21 protein-coding genes and 1 pseudogene are annotated in these 22,660 nt (G+C 50.0%); 10 read left to right on the top strand and 12 right to left on the bottom strand.

Annotation, left to right across the window (positions count from 1 at the left end; translation table 11 throughout):
• Window positions 1–135: 135 nt before the first annotated feature.
• The 8 genes from LRS40_RS01150 to LRS40_RS01115 all read right to left on the bottom strand — a co-directional run bounded on the left by LRS40_RS01150 (window position 136) and on the right by LRS40_RS01115 (window position 7,383).
• A complete protein-coding gene (locus LRS40_RS01150; RefSeq protein ID WP_039026427.1) occupies window positions 136–2,511 on the bottom strand; it encodes a phosphoadenosine phosphosulfate reductase family protein in 2,376 nt (791 codons plus the stop codon).
• 175 nt (window positions 2,512–2,686) lie between these two features.
• Window positions 2,687–3,133 (bottom strand): hypothetical protein, encoded by a 447-nt coding sequence (locus LRS40_RS01145; protein WP_000182377.1) that lies wholly within the window; start codon window positions 3,131–3,133, stop codon window positions 2,687–2,689.
• Window positions 3,134–3,180: 47 nt separating this feature from the next.
• The gene (locus LRS40_RS01140; protein ID WP_000002926.1) at window positions 3,181–3,987 is read right to left on the bottom strand and encodes a hypothetical protein; all 807 of its coding nucleotides are present in this window, start codon (window positions 3,985–3,987) and stop codon (window positions 3,181–3,183) included.
• 227 nt (window positions 3,988–4,214) lie between these two features.
• On the bottom strand, window positions 4,215–4,478 hold the full coding sequence (locus tag LRS40_RS01135) for a hypothetical protein (protein WP_000973213.1): 264 nt from the start codon (window positions 4,476–4,478) through the stop codon (window positions 4,215–4,217).
• Window positions 4,479–4,534: 56 nt separating this feature from the next.
• Window positions 4,535–4,867, bottom strand: coding sequence for a hypothetical protein (locus LRS40_RS01130; protein ID WP_000443266.1), 333 nt, complete (start codon window positions 4,865–4,867; stop codon window positions 4,535–4,537).
• A gap of 498 nt (window positions 4,868–5,365) precedes the next feature.
• A complete protein-coding gene (locus LRS40_RS01125; RefSeq protein ID WP_000765095.1) occupies window positions 5,366–6,547 on the bottom strand; it encodes a hypothetical protein in 1,182 nt (393 codons plus the stop codon).
• Between the two features lie 8 nt (window positions 6,548–6,555).
• On the bottom strand, window positions 6,556–6,852 hold the full coding sequence (locus LRS40_RS01120; protein ID WP_000581856.1) for a type II toxin-antitoxin system RelE/ParE family toxin: 297 nt from the start codon (window positions 6,850–6,852) through the stop codon (window positions 6,556–6,558).
• Window positions 6,853–6,915: 63 nt separating this feature from the next.
• Window positions 6,916–7,383, bottom strand: a complete 468-nt coding sequence (locus tag LRS40_RS01115; protein ID WP_000362161.1) for a hypothetical protein — start codon at window positions 7,381–7,383, stop codon at window positions 6,916–6,918.
• 859 nt (window positions 7,384–8,242) lie between these two features.
• On the opposite strand from LRS40_RS01115, the gene LRS40_RS01110 reads away from it, so the two are divergent.
• The 6 genes from LRS40_RS01110 (at window position 8,243) to LRS40_RS01090 (ending at window position 11,771) form a co-directional block, all read left to right on the top strand.
• Window positions 8,243–9,019: a hypothetical protein gene (locus LRS40_RS01110; RefSeq protein WP_001127353.1), complete on the top strand. Its 777-nt coding sequence runs from the start codon at window positions 8,243–8,245 to the stop codon at window positions 9,017–9,019.
• Between the two features lie 149 nt (window positions 9,020–9,168).
• A complete protein-coding gene (locus tag LRS40_RS01105) occupies window positions 9,169–9,945 on the top strand; it encodes a hypothetical protein (protein ID WP_039026426.1) in 777 nt (258 codons plus the stop codon).
• A gap of 64 nt (window positions 9,946–10,009) precedes the next feature.
• The gene (locus tag LRS40_RS24665; protein WP_000502996.1) at window positions 10,010–10,132 is read left to right on the top strand and encodes a hypothetical protein; all 123 of its coding nucleotides are present in this window, start codon (window positions 10,010–10,012) and stop codon (window positions 10,130–10,132) included.
• A gap of 1 nt (window position 10,133) precedes the next feature.
• Complete coding sequence (locus LRS40_RS01100) at window positions 10,134–10,475, top strand: hypothetical protein (RefSeq protein WP_001395482.1); 342 nt, start codon at window positions 10,134–10,136, stop codon at window positions 10,473–10,475.
• 100 nt (window positions 10,476–10,575) lie between these two features.
• Window positions 10,576–10,839: a hypothetical protein gene (locus LRS40_RS01095; RefSeq protein WP_001395483.1), complete on the top strand. Its 264-nt coding sequence runs from the start codon at window positions 10,576–10,578 to the stop codon at window positions 10,837–10,839.
• Between the two features lie 386 nt (window positions 10,840–11,225).
• Window positions 11,226–11,771 (top strand): hypothetical protein, encoded by a 546-nt coding sequence (locus LRS40_RS01090; protein ID WP_000144249.1) that lies wholly within the window; start codon window positions 11,226–11,228, stop codon window positions 11,769–11,771.
• Window positions 11,772–12,310: 539 nt separating this feature from the next.
• Here LRS40_RS01090 and LRS40_RS01085 read toward each other — a convergent pair.
• On the bottom strand, window positions 12,311–14,695 hold the full coding sequence (locus LRS40_RS01085; protein WP_000666931.1) for an Ig-like domain-containing protein: 2,385 nt from the start codon (window positions 14,693–14,695) through the stop codon (window positions 12,311–12,313).
• A 250-nt stretch (window positions 14,696–14,945) separates the two neighbouring features.
• On the opposite strand from LRS40_RS01085, the pseudogene LRS40_RS01080 reads away from it, so the two are divergent.
• The 4 genes and pseudogenes from LRS40_RS01080 to LRS40_RS01065 all read left to right on the top strand — a co-directional run bounded on the left by LRS40_RS01080 (window position 14,946) and on the right by LRS40_RS01065 (window position 17,821).
• Window positions 14,946–15,796 (top strand): annotated as a pseudogene (locus LRS40_RS01080) (Ig-like domain repeat protein).
• A complete protein-coding gene (locus tag LRS40_RS01075) occupies window positions 15,699–15,947 on the top strand; it encodes a hypothetical protein (protein WP_196615840.1) in 249 nt (82 codons plus the stop codon). Before LRS40_RS01080 ends, LRS40_RS01075 begins: the two are co-directional and overlap by 98 nt.
• Window positions 15,948–15,951: 4 nt before the next feature.
• Entirely contained in the window at window positions 15,952–16,548 is a 597-nt protein-coding gene (locus LRS40_RS01070; RefSeq protein ID WP_000262469.1) for an Ig-like domain-containing protein, read from the top strand.
• A 391-nt stretch (window positions 16,549–16,939) separates the two neighbouring features.
• The gene (locus LRS40_RS01065) at window positions 16,940–17,821 is read left to right on the top strand and encodes a RepB family plasmid replication initiator protein (protein ID WP_000097746.1); all 882 of its coding nucleotides are present in this window, start codon (window positions 16,940–16,942) and stop codon (window positions 17,819–17,821) included.
• A gap of 585 nt (window positions 17,822–18,406) precedes the next feature.
• Here the strand turns inward: LRS40_RS01065 and LRS40_RS01060 are convergent.
• The 3 genes from LRS40_RS01060 to LRS40_RS01050 all read right to left on the bottom strand — a co-directional run bounded on the left by LRS40_RS01060 (window position 18,407) and on the right by LRS40_RS01050 (window position 22,651).
• On the bottom strand, window positions 18,407–18,922 hold the full coding sequence (locus LRS40_RS01060) for a hypothetical protein (RefSeq protein WP_052247328.1): 516 nt from the start codon (window positions 18,920–18,922) through the stop codon (window positions 18,407–18,409).
• Window positions 18,923–19,572: 650 nt separating this feature from the next.
• Window positions 19,573–22,029 carry an Ig-like domain-containing protein gene (locus tag LRS40_RS01055; protein ID WP_001226764.1) on the bottom strand — a complete coding sequence of 819 codons (2,457 nt, stop codon included), beginning with the start codon at window positions 22,027–22,029 and terminating at the stop codon, window positions 19,573–19,575.
• 445 nt (window positions 22,030–22,474) lie between these two features.
• Complete coding sequence (locus tag LRS40_RS01050) at window positions 22,475–22,651, bottom strand: hypothetical protein (protein ID WP_000047134.1); 177 nt, start codon at window positions 22,649–22,651, stop codon at window positions 22,475–22,477.
• Window positions 22,652–22,660: the final 9 nt, after the last annotated feature.

Below are 22,660 nucleotides of genomic sequence, written 5' to 3'. Positions count from 1 at the left end.
AAAGTTACTTTTCAAAACAGTCCCTTTAACGAATTCCGCACCTGCGCTCATTACAACACACACCATTCGGCGCTTTTTCCGTTAACGGGGCTATTTTCACGTTTTTTGCACGTATGTCTGATTTTGCTGGTGGGCTCACGCCAGCAGGCGGACCATGCGTTTCAACAGAGGCCTTAACAACGCCGCCGTCCTCTCCCGGCATTCATCCACATGCCGGAACCCCGTCTTTTTCGAAGACTGAGGGCCGGATAACATCCGCAGCTCCCAGATGACTTCCCGTAAGGTTCCTTCGCGCTCCGGCGAAATACACCCGGCTAATGTCTCCAGAAAGCGTTTTCTTACGGCCCGGTAATACAGACGTTCTTCCGGTTGCTGTGACGAAATCCGCAGGTTACAGAGGGTCAGGACAGCGTCAAGAGTCCTTGCCTTCAGTTCGTCTCCCGTCCGGGCCAGATGTAGCTGTTGTTCTGTCTCCAGTTGCGTCGTTATCCACCCCCCCAGAGGGGTTTTGTTGTAGGTGTGCAGTGCCACACAGGCCGCAACACAGCACCAGAAGCGCAGTTTCTGCCGCTGCCCCCGCAGTTTGCGGGCTACGAGCAAGCGATAATCGCTGTCGGCCAGGATCTTGAAACGGCGGCTGGCGAGCAGAGACGGCAGCGACGTCTGGTCGTTAATGCCAAGACGTGAATAGGCCTGCCCGCGTTGAGCGAGTCGATGGTACACCGCACCTTTCCCGCGCGAAATTCGGACGGCGCCGTATCTAAGCAGGTACTGTGCCGCCGCCACAGGGGTAAACTCACCGTCAGACACACGCTGGCGTAATCCGTCATATTCATGCCAGATAATCCAGGATGCCGTGTCTTCATCGACCGTCAGCTCATCCTCTTCTTCGAATGCAACGATGTTCAGGCCTTCCCCGCTACTCATCAGACTGCGGGAAGCTCGCTCATCCTCCCGACCGTCAAAATAGGCTATTTCGGATGACGGATCGGACAGCCCGTCAAATGACGTCCCGATACGGCCTTCCGGCAACTTCATCCAGCGTGGTGCTGGCATCGGCGTGCGGGGTACTGGTTGCATAGCTGGCTCATCGTCGAGAAGATCCAGTGCCCCCCCTTCCCACACCTGGCGGTAAAGTTCAATGGCACGAAATGGGCGCGGGTTAAAGCAATGCAGTGACCAGAGAAAGTCGATATGCAGCACGTTAGCCTCCTGCACCAGTCGAAACTGCGGCTCCGACATGCGGCGGTTATGCGCGGTATCTTCGATCTCGCCTGAAAGTAACTTTTCATGCACCGCTGCGGCCCGCTGAGCCTCCACGTAATCGAGGCTGCAACAGATATGGAACAGTCTTTCGGTCAGGGACGACGAGAACACATTGGGCTGAAGACGCACATACCCGCCCTCAAACACTTTGCGTCCGATATAATCCCGAAGGCTCCAGTCGTACTGAATTTTGGTCAGGAAACGCTGAAGGCGGTTGAGACCAGCCTGGTAGCCGTACTTCTCAGGGTCAGTGCGGAGTAAGGTTTCCATCGAGTGATCAATGCCGACGGCGCAGCATAGCGAGCATCCATAGCGAGCGCCGCAGGCAGAAGACCGGACAGTGGATTTCTCCGGCGTCCAGATACATTCCCCGGTCGCGTCTTTGTAAAGCGTGGCGAGGCTGAAGTTGTCCGGCAAAAAGCTTGGCAGCGGAAATCGCGCCAGAGAACCACAGGCCATCAGAAATGACCAGATATCCTGTGCCCGCCACTCTTTCACCGGGTACAGTTCGCCGCCGTGCTCCGTGAGCGAGACGCTGTCCGCCTGCCCGCCCATTCTTAGGATGTTGTCTGCCCGACGGGCGCTCTCATCATCGCGGGAACCCAGCATCAGGCACACTTTGTTGCGGACAGAAGCAGGTGCATTTTTCAGATAACGGGCTTTGGCCTGGCGCAGTGGAGAACGCTTTAGATCTGTAGCGCATTGACGCGTAGAAGAATTTGTCCAGGTTGGAAGTCCACGCCCGGTCAGAATGCGTCCGACCCAGCTCTGGGTCATGGACGGGCGGGCCACAAGGACGGTCAAAGGCAGTTCTTGTTCGGCAATAAAGGCTCTGAGCTGGCTGAGAACCTGCGTGGCCTGATGATGCATCTCAGGGTTTTCAATCAGGGTGTCAGACATCTGAATGAAGTGGTGCTGGCTGACGTTCGACCCGTTTCGTACTGCACGGATCAAGGCCATAAGGAACAAGTGCAGTAGCGAGTGAGAGTCTTTCCCGCCGCTGTAGCCGACGCACATGGTCCAGCCTTCGGTAATCGCATGATAAATGGCACTGGTTGCCGTCGTCACGCGCGAAGCGAGACTGACCGGCTCACCGGCATCAGTATAATTCAGATCCGCATCGGTCTTCAGTGTCTGCCAGACATCGCCCCATTTATCCTGCGTCAGAATGGCAGCGTTAGCCGCCTCAGAAAATTGAATTTCTGAGGGTAATTCAAGGAATGTTTCTTTCATTTCGATATACATATTATTTCCTGAATTGGCTTTCGCTGTATTGTCGCGATATTTATTAAATCCATTTAATATCTTCAGCGCAATATGTGAAGCTAAAAATAGTTAAATTGAAATCATGCCAATTTAATTAAATAACACTGAACAAATAAAATTACGCGGCAATAAATATATTATGTTCTCCACGCTCTCACGAATACTGCTGGGTAATTAAAACCGTCGCATTTGATTCCAGCTCTGCCAACGGAATTAGGGGCGTATTGAGCATCATGTCATCGCCGCAATGACGGGGTACAGCCGTCAGATGAAATGATTCTTTCATGACCCGGATGGAAGTTGTTTCCGTGCGGCAGGAGGGCATTACGTCCCGGAGCATCGTTTCCTGTCCGCTGCTGTCACTTTCAATAAACGCAGCCTGCGACATGAGAACCTCAATGTCCTCTTCCAATGTTTCGGACCAGTGGCAGTCATAGAAGAAAAACTCGGCGGCGTACAAATCATTTTCTTTCACGTATGCCGCCAGTTCACGGATACGCTTAGCCAGCGACGTATCAATGGAAAAGAAGACGCTTTGCGGGACATCACTCGCAAATTCATTGATGCAGCTAGCGGACAAAATCAGGATTTTATTGGTCATTTTCAGCTCTCCATGCCACCGGCTGTTCCGGTGGCAATCAGGGATTATCAGGCAGTCACGGGGCACAATTCGTCAAGTGAAGGCAGTAATTTGCTCAGGCTTTCGTACACGACGGGCATCAATTCAGTGACGCTGTGAAGCGCCATGCTGGTATTGTCTTCTTCGCTGAGAATGATAACTCCATCCTCACCAGGATTGTCGGGCGTGCTCTCGTCAGAGGCCAGGCGGTGGCGTGCAACGTCATAAGCCGATTCTGATTTTTTGCAGCTCATCAGATAGCATTGAGTGTATGTGTATTCGTGGTTGTACTGGTTCACTTTCACCAACGCATACTGAACACCGGCATCATGAGCTTCGTTCATCAGGCGAGAAAAATTAAAGCCTTCTTCGTAGTGGTGTGTATCTTTAGTCACCACAATAGTCGCACCGCCGAACTCGTTTTCGCGTGGTCGGTCGCAGACGAAAGCGGCATTGATTGTGACCATCTCAGGCAGGTTAAACACCGACAACACGGCAGTTGTTACCGCGATAGCGTGGTCGAGGTTAATGCTTTCATCATGGCAGATTGCCAGGCCTTTACCGGTGATTTCCGCTTTGAGTTCCAGCTCGTAATTGTCTTCTGGTGACTCCGACTGACCAAAAGTCGGCTCAAACGGATCGCACTCCGGGTGGTTCTGAATAATACCCAGGACAAGCAATTCAGTGAGGGAACACTCTGAAACCGGTTTAGACAGCAAGTGTTCACCTTCCGCCACATCCGTGTCTGTAACATACGCAATCGCGTCCAGTGCCATCTGTGCCTGTTCCTGTGAACAGAGAATTGTGAAGGATGCCTGAGTGTAATTGTTCGCCATTGCATAACTCCTTATTTAATTAAATGTGATTACTGTCTGTGAATAGATAATATCAAAACAGATACCTGCACCTAATAACCAATAATGAAATATGTTCGAAATTTTTATAGAGCAGACAGCGCCATATTTAATAATCCAACTTTTATTCTGGATACGGTGTAAAATAAATATACGGGAAAACAAAAAACCGCCACAAGGGCGGAATTTATTAGACGGGAAAGATTTGGTTATACGGTATGTGTCAGGGAGGAAGCAATGAGCCTGTCTGGTAACAGTGATTGTAGGGACGCAGACGAAATAACAAGCACCTGATCCAAGTGCGCTACACCTTCGTCGATATGTTGCTGGAATGCCGCTTCAGCTTCACCGCAGGAGTCCGCTTCGACCAGCATCACCTCTTCCTCATCATCAAACATCATGCGGCCTGAGATAATATACAGTCGGCTTAAGTCCGGGGTATTTACAGCGATGCCCTGTTCGTTAATCATCATTTTTCTCCGCCTTCAATTTTTAAATTTGTCAGTTCTGCTACGTGTAAAAAACAGCATCAGCCCTGTAAACCCGGACAGGTATCAACGTAGCTCATTGGTTTGCCGATCGCGGCGCTCAGGCGAAGGATTTCGCCGATGGAGACGTACCGAAGCATTTCCGAACGCCCGTGTTTCTGGTATTCATCCACCGACATAGTGCGCCAGTCCTTGTGCGGTGCGGTTTTGCACAACTGCCAGTTGTCGGCAATGGTCGGGCGACGCAGGACATATACACCCAGCGAAGGCGTGAGGCCACTGCCGAATGCCTGCTCCACCACAATACGTACTTCAGAGCCGTCGGGGCGTTTCAGTGTCTGAGTAATTTTAGTAATGAGCTGTTCGGATTCCATACTATTAACCTCGACCGTCAGTTGGGTTGCTGTAGGGATATTTTACCAAAGTCGGCTCTCTGGCTAATAAGTAAGAAGTGATTTTTTCATTCATTGAAGTTTCTTTCATATGGAATGAATATTAATTATTTAAACTGACTCGGCCTATTTTAATTATTATTAATCAGGGTATTTAATGTGCAAATTGGCAGGGCGCTGAATTACCGGGCATCCATTGCCCGGACAGTTTATTAAAAAAAACTGATAATGCCCCGCCGGAGAATTACGCCAATTCCTGTGAAGGCATGGTCTGGCTGAAAAGTTACTTTTCCCGGTTGCCCTGCCTTGATCCCGTATCGTTTATACCGGTCTGCTCTTACATCCTACCTGGGCAGCAGCTGGCTACGGTGATCGGGTATTAAAATAGAACCGGTCTGTTTTACCGCAGATTCAATGCCCCGCACCTAGCGTAAAATCGCCTTTCCCGGATGCCCTCCTTAGTCGTCCGGCACGATGGCGCTACTCCCAGCGATAAGGGGTAAAATAGTCCTCGTTAACAGCAAGAAATTCGGTCAGGGAATGCATCGCCTTCGTGTCATATGCCGTCACAATAAAACGGTATCCGTCCACCGTTTCGATGTAGCTGATCCCCCGTGGCGTGCAACTGGATTTCACAACTTCCGCCGTCATCATAAACTGCCCTTGCGGGAATTCCGGTGACAGGTAGATAAAGCCAGTGGTGGCTGATGACGGGTTGGCATTCATCAGCACGCCGTTAAATTGCTTTCCGTGCCGCGCCGGAATCAACGCGCTCCCCGCTGTCGCCTGAGTCATCAACTGGCGGATCAGGGTTTCCTCTTTATCTGAGCTGTAGGCGCGAACATCATTTTCAGCCCCGGAGCGTGAGTAGACGCCGACATGAGCAAGACGTCGGTACTCGTTACGCATATAGGCATGACAGGATGCACCGGCTCGCCCCTGAAGAGTGACGCCAAAGTCTTCACATAACATCAGTACCTGGCGCAGGTTTTTGTCATAGACCGTGGCAGAGAGCGCCAGGTTATAGCTGATGAATGTCAGCTCAAAAACCCGGGTATGTGCGTCACTAAGGTGTGCCTCCATGCGGATCACTGGTTTCTCCGTCATTGGAAACGGCGTACCGGCCAAGCAGTACGAGGTAACATCGCTAAAACACTCGTCGATCACACTGGCAATGACCGTATCGGCGTCAATGACAGCCGGAGCTGGAACATAAATCTGAAACTGTCCTTCAGTGCCCGGTTGGATCAGGACGGGGTATAGACGCGGGGAATTGAGTTGTTCGCAGTCGGCATTGATCAGTTCTGTCCAACCGGGTTTTCCGGTGGGAGCATCAAGGCGAAGACCCAGGTTATCGCAGAAGTCGACGATCTGGCGGGAGTGCTCCACCATCACTGCCCCGGAGAGTGTCAGACCGTGCGTAACCATCTGCATCTCACTCGTCCGGGTCTGGGAGTTCTGGGACCAGGGCTGTAATGAAAGCGTCGTCCGACTTAAGGAGGGAATGATGGTTTCATTCAGAGGTTCAATAAGCTGGCAATGCGCATACAGCCGGGTGGCGAGGAAGTCAAATATGAAGCTTGCCTGTTGTTTTGTGCTGGCCTGAATATAAAACATCGCATCCATGCCTGAATCCCGGGATGAAATACCGAAAAGTTTCATTTTTTACCTTAATGGATGAGCGATTTATAATCATGCGCCGACAGGTGGACGTTATGTACGCCATCGTTCCACTCAAAGAATAGCCGATATTTTGAATTAACTCGAATGGAAGAATACCGGTTTGCGGTCATTCTTAAGCGTTCGTACCGCAAACTACCAGATAACAATTCGCGTTCGTTTTTAACATTATTTAACGTTTCCAGTCTGCATGAAATCGCATTAATCAGTTCAGCAGGAATGCCTGCCGTGGATTTTCCATTACGGAAAAACTTTTCCAATCGCCTGTCTTTAAATGAATGGATCATATTTTCCTCCGTAACGAAATGAGTTTAAATAAATAAGAATTAAAAAAGCCTGAATCTAATTTATTACATCCCGAGGATTCTGGCTGCGACCGTCAGTTGTTTATCACTTAATGGAAATTTGCGTGATAACGTCGACTTCAGGCTGTTCAAAAAACTGTTCTCGCCGTCTTGCTGCGTGATGGCGTCCACCAGTTCTTGGTGGTTCTGACACCAGAGGTTGAACGCGGAAGTCTTTGATTGAACAGCACGTTGACGCTCTGCTGCCTGAGCGGCTGAGATCTTGCGAGCAGCTTCTGGGTATATGCGATACAGTGCAGTCAGGGTGTAACAGGTACGGGTAGTGACCAGGCTATAGCCAGTGGCATTACAGGCAATACAGCGGCTCTTATAAAAGTGATTGCGTTCGCCACGTCCATTGCATTTATTGCAAGTAACACGGTAAATATATTCCCCGGTGCCTTTTACTGAATCAATACACTTAATCTTAGCGTTATCGATTGCCATTCCGCTACGGTCAAAGTATTTATCCATTTTTGATTCCTCAGGTTTGGTCTGAAGTAATAATGACAGATTGGCCTCGCTGGCTAATAACCTGAACGAACGTTTTTTGAAAATAAATCAGGAAGGATGATTGAGATGATTTATATATGCAGGATTCAATTTTAATGGAGGGTATTTTCAGAATTATCTGTTTACAAAGAACGAAACAAATCCTAATGAGGCATTTATTGCATCACAATAAAAGTGATTGCTTTTCACTCATTTGAGTAGCGATGCTTAAGTATTTATCCGTTTTAAGGTATAACAGCAGCGTGATACGGCTCAGGGAATGCCTGTCCGTCACCTTAATGATGCTTTACTTCCGGTTGCCGAAACAGTCCATATGGCTGACATGTATAACACGCACGGTCTAACGCAGTTCCGGGGGGTGGCACAGCGGCGTGATGCCGCTTTAATCTGGAAAACGCAGGCATCTACTGGTGCCTCAGGATCGCGGCACTCGCAAGCTGAAACACCGGAGCCTGTTCGTCTTCCGGCTGTATCGCTCGTCCCCGTCTACAAAACCCGTCTCATCCGCAGGTATCGCTGGCGCACTCCCAGACGGTTAGAGGCTTTCGGGAACTGCCTGGGTCAAAGAACACCGGCGTTCAGGTAGCTGTTGAAATGGACATCTACACGTTTTTGTTCAAGTGATTCAGTTGTGGTGAGGGCATAACGGGTAATGCCCTCCCGTGAAGCCCTGAGAAAAGTTACTTTTCCAGGATTAATGCAGTCTGGCTTTTAATATAAATTCAGGGGATATTTTTTTAAAAAAATACCTGTCGTCAACTTATTAGAAAAGTAAGTCAAAATGCTAGAGTGTTCTCATTCAAAAAGAGGAGAACTAACCATGCCAAAATATTTGTTACCTGCCGAGCTTGCGGAAATTGTTTGTGGATTACTGGTGCAACCAGCATTATTGAATGAATTAAAAACACCAGCCACGCATAAAGCATTTATGCAGGACATCGGCGAGCTGGTGGCGAAACATTGCGGCGGTCAAATTGACGGCGTGATCATGCCTGAGGTACGCGATGAAGACAGCCAGGCCGATTACCTGACATCTCCAGATGAAACCCCTTATATTGTTGTCTCTCCTGGCCAGGACATGCACTCCCTCACAGATAACGTCTGGCGTCATCATGCCCGGGATGGCTGGCTTGACCATATCAAAGGCAGTGTCGAAGAAAGCCCTGATGAACTGCCGACCCACAAAGAGTGCGCTGTACGCCGCTACACCCTCCAGCGTCTGCTCCTTCAGGAAGAAACCAGCCATGCTAATCTGCCAGTACAGGTGGTACGGATGTGTGAGTACAGCACCGACGATGTTGAGCAGACCGATTCTTCAGCAGAGTTTAACGTCACAATGGCGCTCGGTGGTCATGCCATGCTGGCAGTAAAAGATACAGATTCCCGTCTGGTGATGGCCCTGACACTCTTGATTGAAAATGGAGTTCCCTCTGTCCACGTTAATGCGGGTGACACTGATCCTTCAGTTCTGCACATCCGGGCAGCTCACGGTGGTCTGGTTCTTTCAACCGACTCCCTTAATCATGATTTCAGTATTTCGCCCTCTGACCAGTATACCTACGGACGCCCTGGATTATTATTGAAAGCCGCCTACTGATTTATTAATTCAAAATCCGTCATTATTATTTACCCCCATTTTTCGCCCCTAACTTATGGGGCGAGTATATTTTAAAAAACTTTCTTTCAGGTTATTAGCCAGCAAACTAGAACTGGTAGAATTAATTCATCAGAGAAAAGGGGACTATCATGGCTAAATTAATTTCGACGCGTGAACTGGCAACAATTATTACTGCATTACTGGTAAAACCAGAATTACTGGGCGAGCTGGATTCCCCAGAAAAACATCGCGCCCTGATGGAAGATCTGGGGCGTGTTGTGGCAGAGCATTGTGGCGGTAATGTCACTGAAATCGCACTACCGGAGACCGATGGTACGGCTGCTGAAGGCGCGTTGCAGAATGGCCAGTCCGTCCGCTATCTGGAAACCAAAGAAAGCTCTCCGTATCTCATCGTACACCCTGACGCCTCACTGCCGTCGGTGACGCAAAACGTCTGGATGCACGCTGATCATGATGGCTGGGAAGAGCATTTCAACGGAGAGACCGATGCCCTGACTCCAGAGATGAGCGAGCAGTTCCGCCAGCAGGTTTATGCACTGCTGACGCCGGAATCCCATACCACCTCTTCAGAAATGAGACTGACTTTGCAGGACTGGCAACTGGGTGAAGCCGAGATCCCAGAAGAAGACTGTCAGCCCTACCAGGTGAAGGTGTTAGCAGAAAATAAAAACGTTCAGTGCGAAGTGACGAATGAAACCGGCACCACGTGTTTCGGCCTCATTTTGGAGATCGACCGTGGTGTACCGACGCTGCACATTGATACGGGCAGTGATTCACTGCTGCATATTCACGCGGCACATGACGGCCTGGTTCTGACACCGGATGCACCGAGCCACAGATTTGAAGATGCTCCTGTAGATCGCTTTTCTTATAACAGCCCGTCCCTGTTGGTGCCTGGGGTGTAACCAGGCAAACTGCCCAGCGGTATTTTGGCCCCGGGTAAAATTATTCAGAACAGGAGTCAGGCAGATGGGCGATGTTGCCACACTACCACCGAAAATTAACGATGGCGTACTTCGACGCTGGAATGCTCGCGGTAAAGCGGATAAAGAGGCGCTGGCCGACTATGGCGTTAGCGTGAAGGAGGAGTGAATTGCGCGAATTACTTGGAATGGCAGGTGCAGAACATCAAGCCTCCGTAATGTATCAAACGTTCGGACACCTCGACGCGAAGCTAGGCGAAAAGCATAAAGGTCACTTCGTTTTTATCAACGGCCAGCACGGCGATCTGTGCGTTGTGCATAGTGAATTTTCATCCTTTGACGAAGGTCCAGGCTATTTCAGTGACCGTGCCGACTTCATCTGGGAATTAGTTAAAAACGACGGCCCATGCTCTAAGGTCGGGATTTACCGATTTGACGGCGAATACGCGCTTCCTAAGCGCCGGAATGGGAGAAGATTTTCAGGAAGCGTAACGTGCCTGCAAGCATTCTAATTCCGTGCTGCATGAGCGCCGACAGGTCTTCCGTACAACGGGAGGCGGCACAGTTCGCGTGCAACCATCCCCACACAATAACTCGACTGAGTACATAATAATGACGAACGCTAACGCAAATGACGGGAAGACCAGCCCGGTATTACCCACTCTCGAACAGGTCTATGCTCTGCTCAAGGCCAACTATAAACCCGCACGATTTGCTGATCGGGATGGGGAAATCTGGGGGCATGAGTATTCATGGAACTTGGCAAGATCCAGTTTGCAAGACCTGGAGAAATACGGGAAATCATATGTATCCAAGCATTCCGACCGGATGGGCGATGGATTCAGTTTTGGTCCTGACCTGGTCATTATTCGCTGACATACGCACGGAAGTGAGTAAGATGGCTGGCTGCGCCGGAGAACTAGAGTAATGAAGGGTAAAAATATCGTGGCTCGTGTCGTGCGGGAAGCGGCCTATAAGTGGGAAACTCGCCACCAATTGCAGCAGGCGTACAATTCAGCGAGTGACGTGGGAAAAGTTCCCAGACATTCCGGTTCCGCATCTGATTTACGCCAGACGCTGTCATTTTTAATTCTTTGTAGGGCATGACGATGAAAAACACAGTAATACCGACGGTGACTGAAAACGAGATGGGAGAGGTGATCACCCGCCACTCGGCTTACGGACTGGTATCAGTAAGCCGCACGTCCACGACGGGACAGCGCCTTTATGCCTCCGACCTCAGTCATAAAGAGGTAGTCACGATGACCTTCAGTGAATCAGAGCAGATTGAACGCGACGGTGTGATCCGTCATCGACTGGCGGAAGGCCGACGCCGCTCACCGCTCCTGCAAGTCAGTCTGTCTCCGGCGCAGTGGGCCACGATGATCACATCGTTCGGAATGAGTGACGGCGTGCCGTGTACCATTAACAGCCTGATTCGCGGCGATTATGAGCGGCAGCCGGAGATTGGCTATATTGAGTCGACACGCGAACGATACGAACGGCAGATCCGGGAAGCCGCTGAGCGTGAAATGGCGAAATTGCATGAAAAGCTGGAAGTGCTGCGTTTGCTGGCGGTAAAAGGCAAGGCTGGAAAGCGTGAGCTTGACGAAGCCTATCAGTCGCTGTTAAGCGTAATCAATAACTTGCCGGTCAATCTGGCCTTCACCAACCAACTCATTCAGGAATCCATGGTGAATATCGTCTCACACGGCAAGGCCGAACTCGAAGCCACCGCCATGGGCGTAGCCGCTCGTCTGGGTATGAAAGAAATGAGCAGCCTTGCCTCGCTGGAAGAGAAGAAGTAACCGGTGCGCCCGCCCGTAAATCATGAAATGCACTAACGTCCATACCTGCTGCACACATACGCGGCACACAGATCAACGGCCAGCGCATACCGCGTTGACATAAACCGTAAACACTGAAGTGCGTCGTCCTGTCGGGGACATTCTACGTGGTTTTCTACGCCCCCCCCTTCTCTCTTCTGCGGCTCACAGAACTTCAGGAATTGCTGGTGGGCAGTCTCCAGGACGTTTTCCAGTAACCGGCTGTGGTCAGCGTCATATCCCTTCAGCAGGCGTTCCAGTTCTGCCATAGCGAGTGCAGGTGGTAACCAGATGACGCCAAGCAGCAAAAACTGGCTCTGCATTCGAATTTCATGGCGATCTGGCTTCAGACCCTCTGCCCGGGAAGCGCAATAATAAATCCTCTCCAGGGGAGCTACACGCGTGATAAGAGGTTTCTCAGCAAGTTCTGACATGCGACTAAATCAGCCTGTTTCGTTTCTTTCTGATTACGTTAAGACACTATGAAAAAGCCCCGTAATACGGGGCCGGTTCGGAGGCAGTTACTGGATTTGCGGCAGCTCGATCATGAAGCTTGATTCACCGACATTGCCGCTGGTGGCCGGGAAGATGGGGATCAGGACGCCATCACCCTGCCCGAAATCTATCGTGATGTCTTTCGAATCCCCGGGTACGACGGCCACCCCATTCATACTAACCGCAAAGGCCGCATCTTTGCGGACCGTCAGCGTGCCGGTTTGTGCTCCAGTGATCAGCGAACCATCTTTTTTCCGGATGCTATTGGTACGCAGATACGCCAGCGGCTGGTTATCTGATGTCTTCAGCCCCATACCCACGGCCAGCGTTTTGAGAGTGTTAAATTCAATCAGGTTGTTCGGTACATAACGGAACCGGCTGACCTTTGTCGTGGTATTACCGGCTTCATCTACCGCAACCGCAGTAAGCTGGTAGGAATCCGCATCATCTGTCGCGGGGAAGATACGCGGGTAGTTCAGCCCGTATTTATCAGTTCCCTGGCTGTACCAGCCCACACTGACTTTGTCAGAAGTGGGTCCGCCGCTCAGCGTGATGCTTTTCAGGGAAGCTTTTGTCATATCGTCGGCCAGTGTGATCACCAGATTTTCCAGCCCTTTGACCAGTGCTCCGTCAGCCTGCTTTCCCTCAAAACTGATATCGACAACAGGCGGCGTGACGTCATGCAGGATGGTATTCGATAGCGTCAGTTCTGCCGTGTTGTTGTAGGTGTCCGTCGCGGCACCCGTTGCAGTGTATTTCCCGGAGGGTAACGCGCTGTAATCAAACGTCACTTGTTTCAGCTGGTAGTTCAGGACCGTAACGTTTTTCGGCGACAAGGTAGAGACTTTATTACTGGTGTCCTTCAGTGTGAGGTTAAAGATATTGGTGGCCCACATATAATTGGTCCAGTCGTTAGTTACGTCACTGTCCGTCACCAGCATTACCACCGTTTTATCCAGTGGGCTGGAGACGATACTGTTGATAACCGGGGCGTTCATATCCCAGTAGGTGTAGAAATGCGACTGTAGTCCGCCGAGATTTGCGTATGAACCGGTCCCTCTGATATGAATTTGGTACGGAACATAGCCTTTCCCGCTCGTCTTACAGTAATTCATGCTGACCTGGCAACTGCTCTCACCCACTGAAACATTGCAACTGCCAATGCCGACGATAGTAGCAGTTTGCACATAAGAGCGCGGTTCAACGTTTACACGACCCAAATCTACGCAATCCGGCCCGGTAAACCTGACGATGTCACTCGAAGTCCATGTATTAGCATCTCTGAAATGGTACTGCCCTGACAAATAGCGGGGGGCTTCAGCCACGCCGTTACCCGGAGTAAATTTCAGCGTTTTGTACTGGAGGTTGACGTTAAGGCCCGCTTTAGTATGAAGCTCGTAGTACATATAGGTTTCCGGGTAGCTCACCGTGGCTTCAGTATAAAAATAGGTATTGTCGGAGTTGGTAATCTGATCGACCCAGCCGAAGTCTGTCCCGTTAAAATTGGTTGAGTCCGATTTAAGGCGTTTGTACCTGAATTTGACTGGGTTCTCGAAAATAGTCATGCCAGGAACATAATCTTCCCAGACGCCTGTTTTCGCATTCCGCACCTGATGTTGAATGTAGCTGGGTATTGTACGATCAATACCAGAGCGATGTGATGTTTCTGTCCAGTTCCCGGCTTTGTCATAAACCCGAAAACCTACGGTGTAATATGCCGGACTGACGGGCGCAACCGTGCTTCCTGCCGCCACCGCCGCCAGTGCCTGGACCACCCCCGTGAGTGCATTCAGCTGAGCATTTACAGTCCGGCGGACACCGCTGCTGTCAATAGCAAACCACTCCGCTTTATCCAGTCCTGACCTCGCATCAGAGACGTTCGATAACGAAATGGCCTGGGTTGCGGTCCTGTCGCCGAAAATATCCAGACTTCCGTACTGAAAACCAGCCCTGATCCACTGCATCGGATCTGGTAGAACGGGAGGAGTGATATCGATGCTGAAAGAGTAGCTGGTTGTCGCCACGACATTCGACTTATTGTCGAGTGTTTCGGATTTAAGAGAAAAAGTACCCTCGCCCAGTACCGGCAGTGTCATGGACTTGCCGTAGTACTCACTACCATCAGCGGCAGTGATCCTGTCGGCCACTGTCACCAGGCCGGTGACACTCTGGAACATCTGCACATTATCGGATGAACGTGTCACGGTAACGCGCTCGTAGCGGTCGAGACCAGATATCAGATTCAGCGTAATTGCGCTGCCCGGGTTGAGATACTCTCTGGTGGGTTCAGCATTCACTTTCGTGCCGCGTGTGTCGGTATACGAATAGTTGTAAAGCTGAGCCTGGCTGTAAAGCGGGAACAGCAGTGCCGTATAGACGGCGACAATCAACGGACGTCGGCAAAATTTCATTTCGGTTCTCCTGGTTGGCCAGAAAATTTTACCTGAATCGTTTTCTTCGCCCGGGCGCTAAGAGGGGTAATTGTTCAGTAAAACATCGTCCGTTTGTGTGCTTTTTGCCAGATTTAATCGGCAGGCCTGCGGGAAATACCCCATCCCAATGTCCGTTTTAGGCTGATTAATTCCCCAGAAATCCCCCCCTTAACGGAAAAATCCGCAGGGCAGACGTTTAAAATAGCAACAACTAAAAGGGGAATACTGAATGAAAAATCAGGCTATAGCTTTGGCTATGGCTATGCTCGGAGTCTCAGTTCCGGCATCTGCTCAAATTTATGAATCCATCTTCACAGATACCAATGGTATTGAAGTTCACGCCCCCTCAACCCGGCTGTTGCTGAATCCGGCCTCACCGGTAACCCTGACGCTCATTGTCGGTCTTGACCGTTATGTGAATGTCAAAATCACCAGCGCCACCGGCACGCAACTGCTGAACACCACTACTACGCGCACCAGCGTATCCGACCGTCTGAAGGCCGGAGATGGCAGCGAATTTTACGGAAAAAAAGTAACTTTACCGGTGCTTGGCGAAGGCAGGTCGGTTGTGCAGGTCAGTATTCTGGATCTGAATCAGTCCGTTGTAGCCACCTACAGCTACAACTGGCTGGTAGACACCACACCGCTGTCTGTTAATGCCCTCACAGGCAACGCCGCCTATGGATCAACTGCGGGTAGCGTCTGGAAAATGGGGCTGGAGGCCACGGGGCAGTTTGATTTTACCTCAACCAATGTCACGGACGTAAATGGCATCGAGAAAGGTATGTTTTATGTCTATCGCAGTAACGGCAGTTTGTTCAGTACGACGTGACTGGTCAGAAGATGTATCACACTTACTCAAAAAACTCGGTCAAAGGCGCGGGTATTCCCGACAGCAATCTGGATGAAGATTTCACGGCCAAGGTAGTCATTTATGACAACGCAGGAAACACCCGAACCCTTCCGTTGCAGCTCTTTCGATATGATAACTATCTGGGCGGTCCGAGATCCGCAAAGCTCCGCCAGCGTGGTGCCAGGGGTTTCCGGATATCCGGCCTATTCAGCTGGGATGACCGTTAATGAGAATCCGATTCATCTTGTATATCGCGTGCCAAAGTCCAACTACCGGTCATATGCCGAGGGCGGCCTGCTATTCTATAACCTGTATTCTTCCCCGACCGAGATTGCGACGGACAGCACCTATACCTACGTTGAAATGATCCTGCCCTAGTACGGTGGTATACGGGCTGGAGAATATCCGTATAGCTCTGGCGGATAACCTGACAACACCCCGGATCACCCGTCTTCAGATAACCGGAGGGCCAACGGCAGATAACGTTGAGCTCACGTGGTCACCTGCTGGCACGAACGTTTATGCGCCAGAATATCCAAGGCTGTTCCCCTCATTCGAGCCTTCCGAAAACTATGCGCTTAGCGTGACGGTCTCCGACAGTCAGTCGAACAGCAAAACTTATACCCAGAAATTCAGCTACCTCCCGAATAACCTAGTGCAGTTGCATAACCTGCGAACCTTATCCGTCAGTTCAGCACTCAAAACGTCGTTAAATGAGCCTCTTGCTTATCTGTCAACCAACGTGTTGCGTAAGTCCAACGGTGAGATTGCAAAAGACGTCCAGAGTGCGACGCTAACGGTACGTAAAGACGCTGCCTTCGGTATTAAGTTCAACGGCGTGCAGGCCGCGCTTGGTGAATCTGTAGAGGTGAAAATTGATATGGGGCTCGGTGATAACCTTTTAGTACCTATATACCCTGCTGAAAACGGCAAAGTGGGTACATCCGAGTTCATGATCCAGATCGATGAGCTGAAGTAATGAGAATGGGCCGTCGGTAGTACTGGCGGCTTAACGAAAGTAACTTTTTCTGTAAGGGTTGAAGTGTGCTTCTGATGTTTTTAGAACGGATCGGAATTTACTCACATTTTGATCGTGATGATTCAATACGTGACAGAGCATAGTTATCAACAGGATAGAATAATAATAAAGATCAATAGAGGATCAATAGCAGATCAAAAAGGAATAACGATCCTCGCAGCCCAGTGATATCGGGCCTCTCAGCGGATCAGCATCCACTGTACAGGGGGAGAAATACACTATGTCGGGTAATCCATCCACTGTACCGGGCGCATAATCCACTATACCGGGTAGATTCGATACACTATAGCGGGTAGGATGTAGATCTTATGCACAAAACGGATCTCCCAATATGTCAAGTAATAACAACAAGTTATCTCTCGTCATTGAAGAGTCCCTAAAAGATTCAGGGGAAGTTATACAACTCTTTCCCACATTAAAACAGACCATTCAACCGAAAGTTTTACTCCGCCTAGGTGTGTTTGTGCCGACTTTGAAATCTACGGACAAGGGGGGGAGGAAGAGCCATCATATCGATGCCACTGAGCCGCTATCAAGGTTATCTATTGTAGAGGGTGAAGGTTACAGCCAGATCCAAATCTACGGGCCGCGTCTCGATATGGATACCGATTTCAAATCATGGTGTGGGATCGTTTATGCGTTGTCTAACCGGCCGCTTGATTCAGAAGGTCAGCTGGAGCTGAATTTTCCGGAGTTTGCAAAATTTTGTGGGTTTGATACCAAGCGCATTGATAAACAACTGAAAGAGCGCTTTGATGCTTCGCTGACGCGTATAGCCCGGACCAACATTTCATTTATTAAGAAAATACCCGGTACAGATGATCAGATAACGATAAACATGCACCTGGTGGAATCGACGTATTACGACAGTTCCACGGGAAAAATCATCATCAAGCCAAATTCGAAGCTCAATACGCTGTATCGCGTCGACGGTAAAACCCGACTCTACCTGAAGACATTGCAAAAACTGGCCCGTAAGGAGTCCGCACAGGCCCTGTACCTGTATCTGGCTGAGCTGCCGAGCACCTTTTACCGCATCGGATTCGATCGGCTTCGTGGACGACTCCAACTGTCATCACACCTCGGTAACCAGAATGCCACGGTTAAAAAGGCGCTGGGCCAGCTTAAAGAGATCGGTTTTCTGGAATACTCCATAGACAAAGAAAACGGCGATTACGTACTGAATATTCTAAAGAGAAACATGAAGCCATGACCGATGCCGGATAATGCACCTGCCTGCCGCGTGGGTGGCTGCGTTACCCGGTATAGTGGACATTCTTCTCCTTTCCACTCTGCTTTACCCGGTACAATGGATCTCCACTACACCGGGTAGTGTCAGGCCTAAAATTACGATGCAGCCCCTCCTCTTCAGCCTTACACTGAATATTTAGTGTGTTTTTTCACCAAAAATGTGATCTATACCCGGTACAGTGGAGTCACAGAAATGTGATCCGTACCCGGTATAGTGGATGAGAACTACTGCTAATCGGTTACCGGGAATGTGGTGGTACTGGGTGGAAAGGTTTACCCGGTATAGTGGATCGTGGCAGTGTCATCTTTCCGGATAGCATGACGTCACGGTTAGGAAACCGTACCCGGTATAGTGGATAGCGAATGGTGTACAACCCTGTTAACGTGATGATGCTGAAGTGAAAGTTTAACCCGGTTTAGTGGAGCGACTTAAAGCGCGTACCAGTAGCTGATGGGGGAGCAGCACCCGGTACAGTGGAGGGGCGGATATCGTCGTAAAGGTCTTAACTAAAAGATGACCATTCAGTCGCAGCATTAAAGAAATATATCATCGAGTCTCAGGGGTTTTAAGCCGGTAGACACCCTTCCACCAGGAGTCGAAAGACAAGCTATCATCGCAGCGCATAAATATGCCGTTATGCTTGGTGACAACGCTAAGATAGCCTTTATTTTTCCCGCAGATCTTCTCAAAAGACTCTGTTGCTTTAATAAAATTTTCACCATCCGTGATGGCCGGAGAATCCAGTTCCTTCGCCAGCCATGCCGGATAGCTGTCCGCATTAACCCATACAAGACGTTCAACAACTGAAAAGAAGACGCCGACAAGGCCAATCGTCCAAAGCGTAATAACTAGTAAACGCAAAATTCGTAAGGCTATAAATTTTGAGTGCTGTAGAGGCGAAACGATAAAAGGCAGTGAGATCATGACTGTGAGTGAGACTGTTGCCGCCAGCAAGGTGTATAACAATGACCATGATTTAACATAGGCGGAAAAAGCGATCATTAAACAAATCAGAATGATGAGCGGTGCATTGCTTTTCATCATGCCCGTGCTAATTTTCATTCTTTTGGGGCTCCATTTTGTACGAGTTTTGAGAGACTGCGTTTGTAATCATCCGCTGCCTTAGAAAAGTTACCGTCATTCTGTACCGGCGTAAAGCGAATGCCAAAAAACGCCTCAATGACGGAGGAAAGCGTCACTATCGGTCCTGACGAGGCATGGGCTTTTCGCTCCCGAGCCTCACGCTCCGCAAAGTGGATCACCGGTCCCCTAGAAAATGAGAGTGAGTCATGGGAAGACCAGTCTGTTTATAGCCACAGTAGTTAAACGCACCCCGCCAGTCCGTCGCTGTTTGACATCATGGCCGCGAATTAGGTTAACGTCGCCCGGTATAGTGTAATCCCAGGCTGAACCTGTGTTTGCAGCTGGTGGCCCTGCATCCATCACCATGACAGGCGCTGGCCGCAGGAATCGCGTGCCGGATGAAGGGTATCCACTATACCGGGTGAATGATATGTTGATCCACGCTGACGGGTAGTTTTATGAGCAAACCCGCAGCGAGTGGCAGGCCTGTGTCATTCGCAGTTTTACTGATGGGACGGAAGGTTATCCACAAAAACGGTGAATAACCCTGTGACCGGAATCTGGATAATCATCATTGCGGCGACAACAACAGAAAGAAGTGGCCCGGACTTGGCCACCCTACCCTGCTTTTACTTCAGTTCCTCTATATTCAGCATAAATTCAGAAGTTCCAACGACGCCGGAAGTCGAAGGAAAAATAGGGAAGCTGCGGCTGTCACCCAGACCCAGATCCAACTGAACATTTTTGCTCTCCCCAGGAGCTGCGGAAACCCCATTCACCGTGACGCCGAAGGCTGCATCCTTACGCACCGTCAGTATCGCGTCCTGTTTCCCGGTTGCGATAGACCCGTCCTTCTTACGCAGCTGGCTGGCATAAAGAACCGCCAGCGGTGTGTCATCGGACGTTTTCAGCGCGGTACTAACGGAGATGGTCTTAAGGTTTTCCAGACGAACCAGGTTGTTCGGCAAGTAACTAAATTCGACGGCGCTTTCTTTAACGTTGTTCATCTCGTCTTTGGCCTGCACGGTAAGCGTGTAAGTTTCGCCGTCGTTAAGTGAAGGAAAGATCTTCGGGTAATTCGGGGCATAAAGATTATTTCCGAGGTTTACCCACGACAACTCAACAGCATCAGATACCGGGCCACCGCGAAGCGTCATTCGCGTTAAAGAGGGCTTGGTCAGGGTATCTGCGAGCTGAATACGAATGTTCTCCAGTCCATACACCGTTACACTGCTGGTGATAGGTTTGGTTTCGTAGCTGATACTGATGGACGGCGGCGTGTTATCGACCGTCACAGTCTTATAGTCCAGACTACCCGTATTGTTGAACGAATCCTGGGCGTTGAGCTGCACGTTATAGCTGCCCTCCGGGATTAGTTTCAGGTTGAACTCGTATGTATAATTCCCGGTTGCTGTGTTACGCCCCGTTAGTGTTCCGGTCACATTGATATCCGCGTTATTGCGGGATTTGTCGGACAGCCACACCCGGCTCAGTTTAACGGTATCGAAATACGATCCGTCTCCCGGCTGGTTGATGTAAACCTGAAGGATGTTGGTCGTATCATTGTAGTCATAGCCAGTGACCGAAGGCCCCAGCGTATGCCAGACGACGTTTTCCCAGATAGGCATGAAGAAGGTGGATTCTGTTGTGGAACGTACCTCATAACCACTATGCAGATAGCCGGTGGTGCCGTTTGTAATCGCCTGTGTCAGGGCGACGGTACACGACGTTGACCCGGCAGGGATGTTGCAGGTGGCACCGCCAGTAATTTTTTGGTCGTAGGGCCTTGCCTGCACATTGAAACGGATCTGGGTCAGGTTCACCGGCATATCTGAAGCCTTGAAGTATTTCCAATTGACGCTGTTAAACCAGGTACCATCGGACATCTGTCGCTCAATCGCCGGACTCCCCCATGCAGGACTTTTTACCGAAGCCGGGTCCCAGTTCAGCCAGGAGGCGTATTGAGTCAGATCGCCTCCGGACCATTGGTACGTGTTCACTGGGCGATAGTAGTTTATATCCAGAGCGCCCTGGGGAAGCTTCACCTCGACGTACACATAGGTCGTGTCTTCTGAAATAACCTTAGCACCGCCATAATTGTTAAGAATGGTGATGCCGCCGTTACGGTATGGCTTCCAGTTGGTTCGGGGGATACGGATGACCATACGGTATGGGTTTTCGAGTACAGATAGCCCCCGAACAAACGGGACGTACCCTGAAGAGATCCCCGGGACCACACTCGTACTGACGCGTGAGTCATGAACCGCAAAGGGGGTGTATTCACCTATCTGGTCATCAAATAAAAAGCGCTGCGGCGGAATATTCAGCGTGTTTCCGGCTTTATCTGTGATGATAAAATTGAAGGTAAATTCTTCATTGAGATCGCTGGTGGGCATACCGGGTTGAGTGACCGAGTCCTTGATCCAGGGGTAAAAGGCACGTTTTGCCGCCGTATCGTAACTGAGTGTATTGTCGGACACGACTGTGCCATTTCCGCGCTTGATGACCAGACGGATCTTGTCTATGCCATTCGCATCATCAACTCCATCAGCAAAGATGGAAAACTGGCCAGATCCTCCGCGCCCAAGCCCCCAAACTGGGCCACTCAGGACCATTTCATAGCCTGCGTTCTGGCTCGGGTAGATGCTGGTATACTTTGGCGCTGTAGTGTCGATTGTGAAATGATACGTTGAAGAGCTGACGACAGCCTGCTGGAGATCCAGAGTATCGTTGATGACGGTGAAGGCCCCTTCACCGAGTGCGGGTAACGCCAAGTCCTTTCCGTAATATTCCGTGCCGTCTGCGGCAACAATGCGATCTGCGACGCTTATCTTTCCTGTCACTGCGGAATACATGACCTTTTTGTCACTGTCCCTGGTCACACTCACTCGTTCGTATCGGTCAAGGCCGGAGATCAGATTCAGGGTCATTGTGCTTGCCGGATTAAGGTAGCTCTGCGTGGCAGGCTTAAGCGTCTTTGCCAGCTGATTGGTGTCAGTATACGAATAGCTGAAAATCTGAGCCGCCGCCGGATAAACTGAAGCTATGGCCGTGGCAATGATACAGCCTGTCAGAATTTTACGCATGTGATACTCCCGGGATGTATTTGCCCCTATTTTACGAAATCTTTTCACCTGGGCTTGCTGGTTAGCCGGGGTATTTCACGGCATAAAACTTTTAAATGTTGCCGTGATAGCAATGTTGTCGGGTCAGAACAAAACGAAAGTTAAGGCAACTTCAACAGGGCTGATTACGGTGGAAGAAAAGTAACTTTTCTCTTGAGAAGAAATAGGAAAAGCAGAAATTAGGACGATTAAATGAGGTGAAATGTCAGCAACAGGCGATGATTGTCCATCATCGTAAGGGAGGGTACAGGGTGCCGCTGCCTTACTGGCATCATGTTGATGTCCAGCTCTTCATACCCGTTTGTACCTTAGCCGGAACTGTTGTTCAGTACAGGTAAAAGTTGTAATAACTCCCCGCTCACTGCCGGGGAGTCATTTTAAATCAGCACGGCGCCATCAGAATAGATTAGCTTTCAAACCAGGGCGAATCGGCAGAGTTCGCAGATTCTTCACTTTGCTGTGACTCTCCCAGAAATTGCACTTCACGTACTGGTTTACTTTTCCCCAGGCTCCGCTGGAAATCATCCATCACAAACTCAATATCATCACGGTCCTCAGGCAAGACAGGCGAACTTTTGGACATAGTCTTTCC

Source organism: Leclercia sp. G3L, assembly GCF_021117075.1.
GTDB lineage: Bacteria > Pseudomonadota > Gammaproteobacteria > Enterobacterales > Enterobacteriaceae > Enterobacter > Enterobacter adecarboxylatus_C.
Note: the sequence above shows the minus strand (reverse complement) of the source record. Positions and strands in the feature narration are given on the sequence as shown.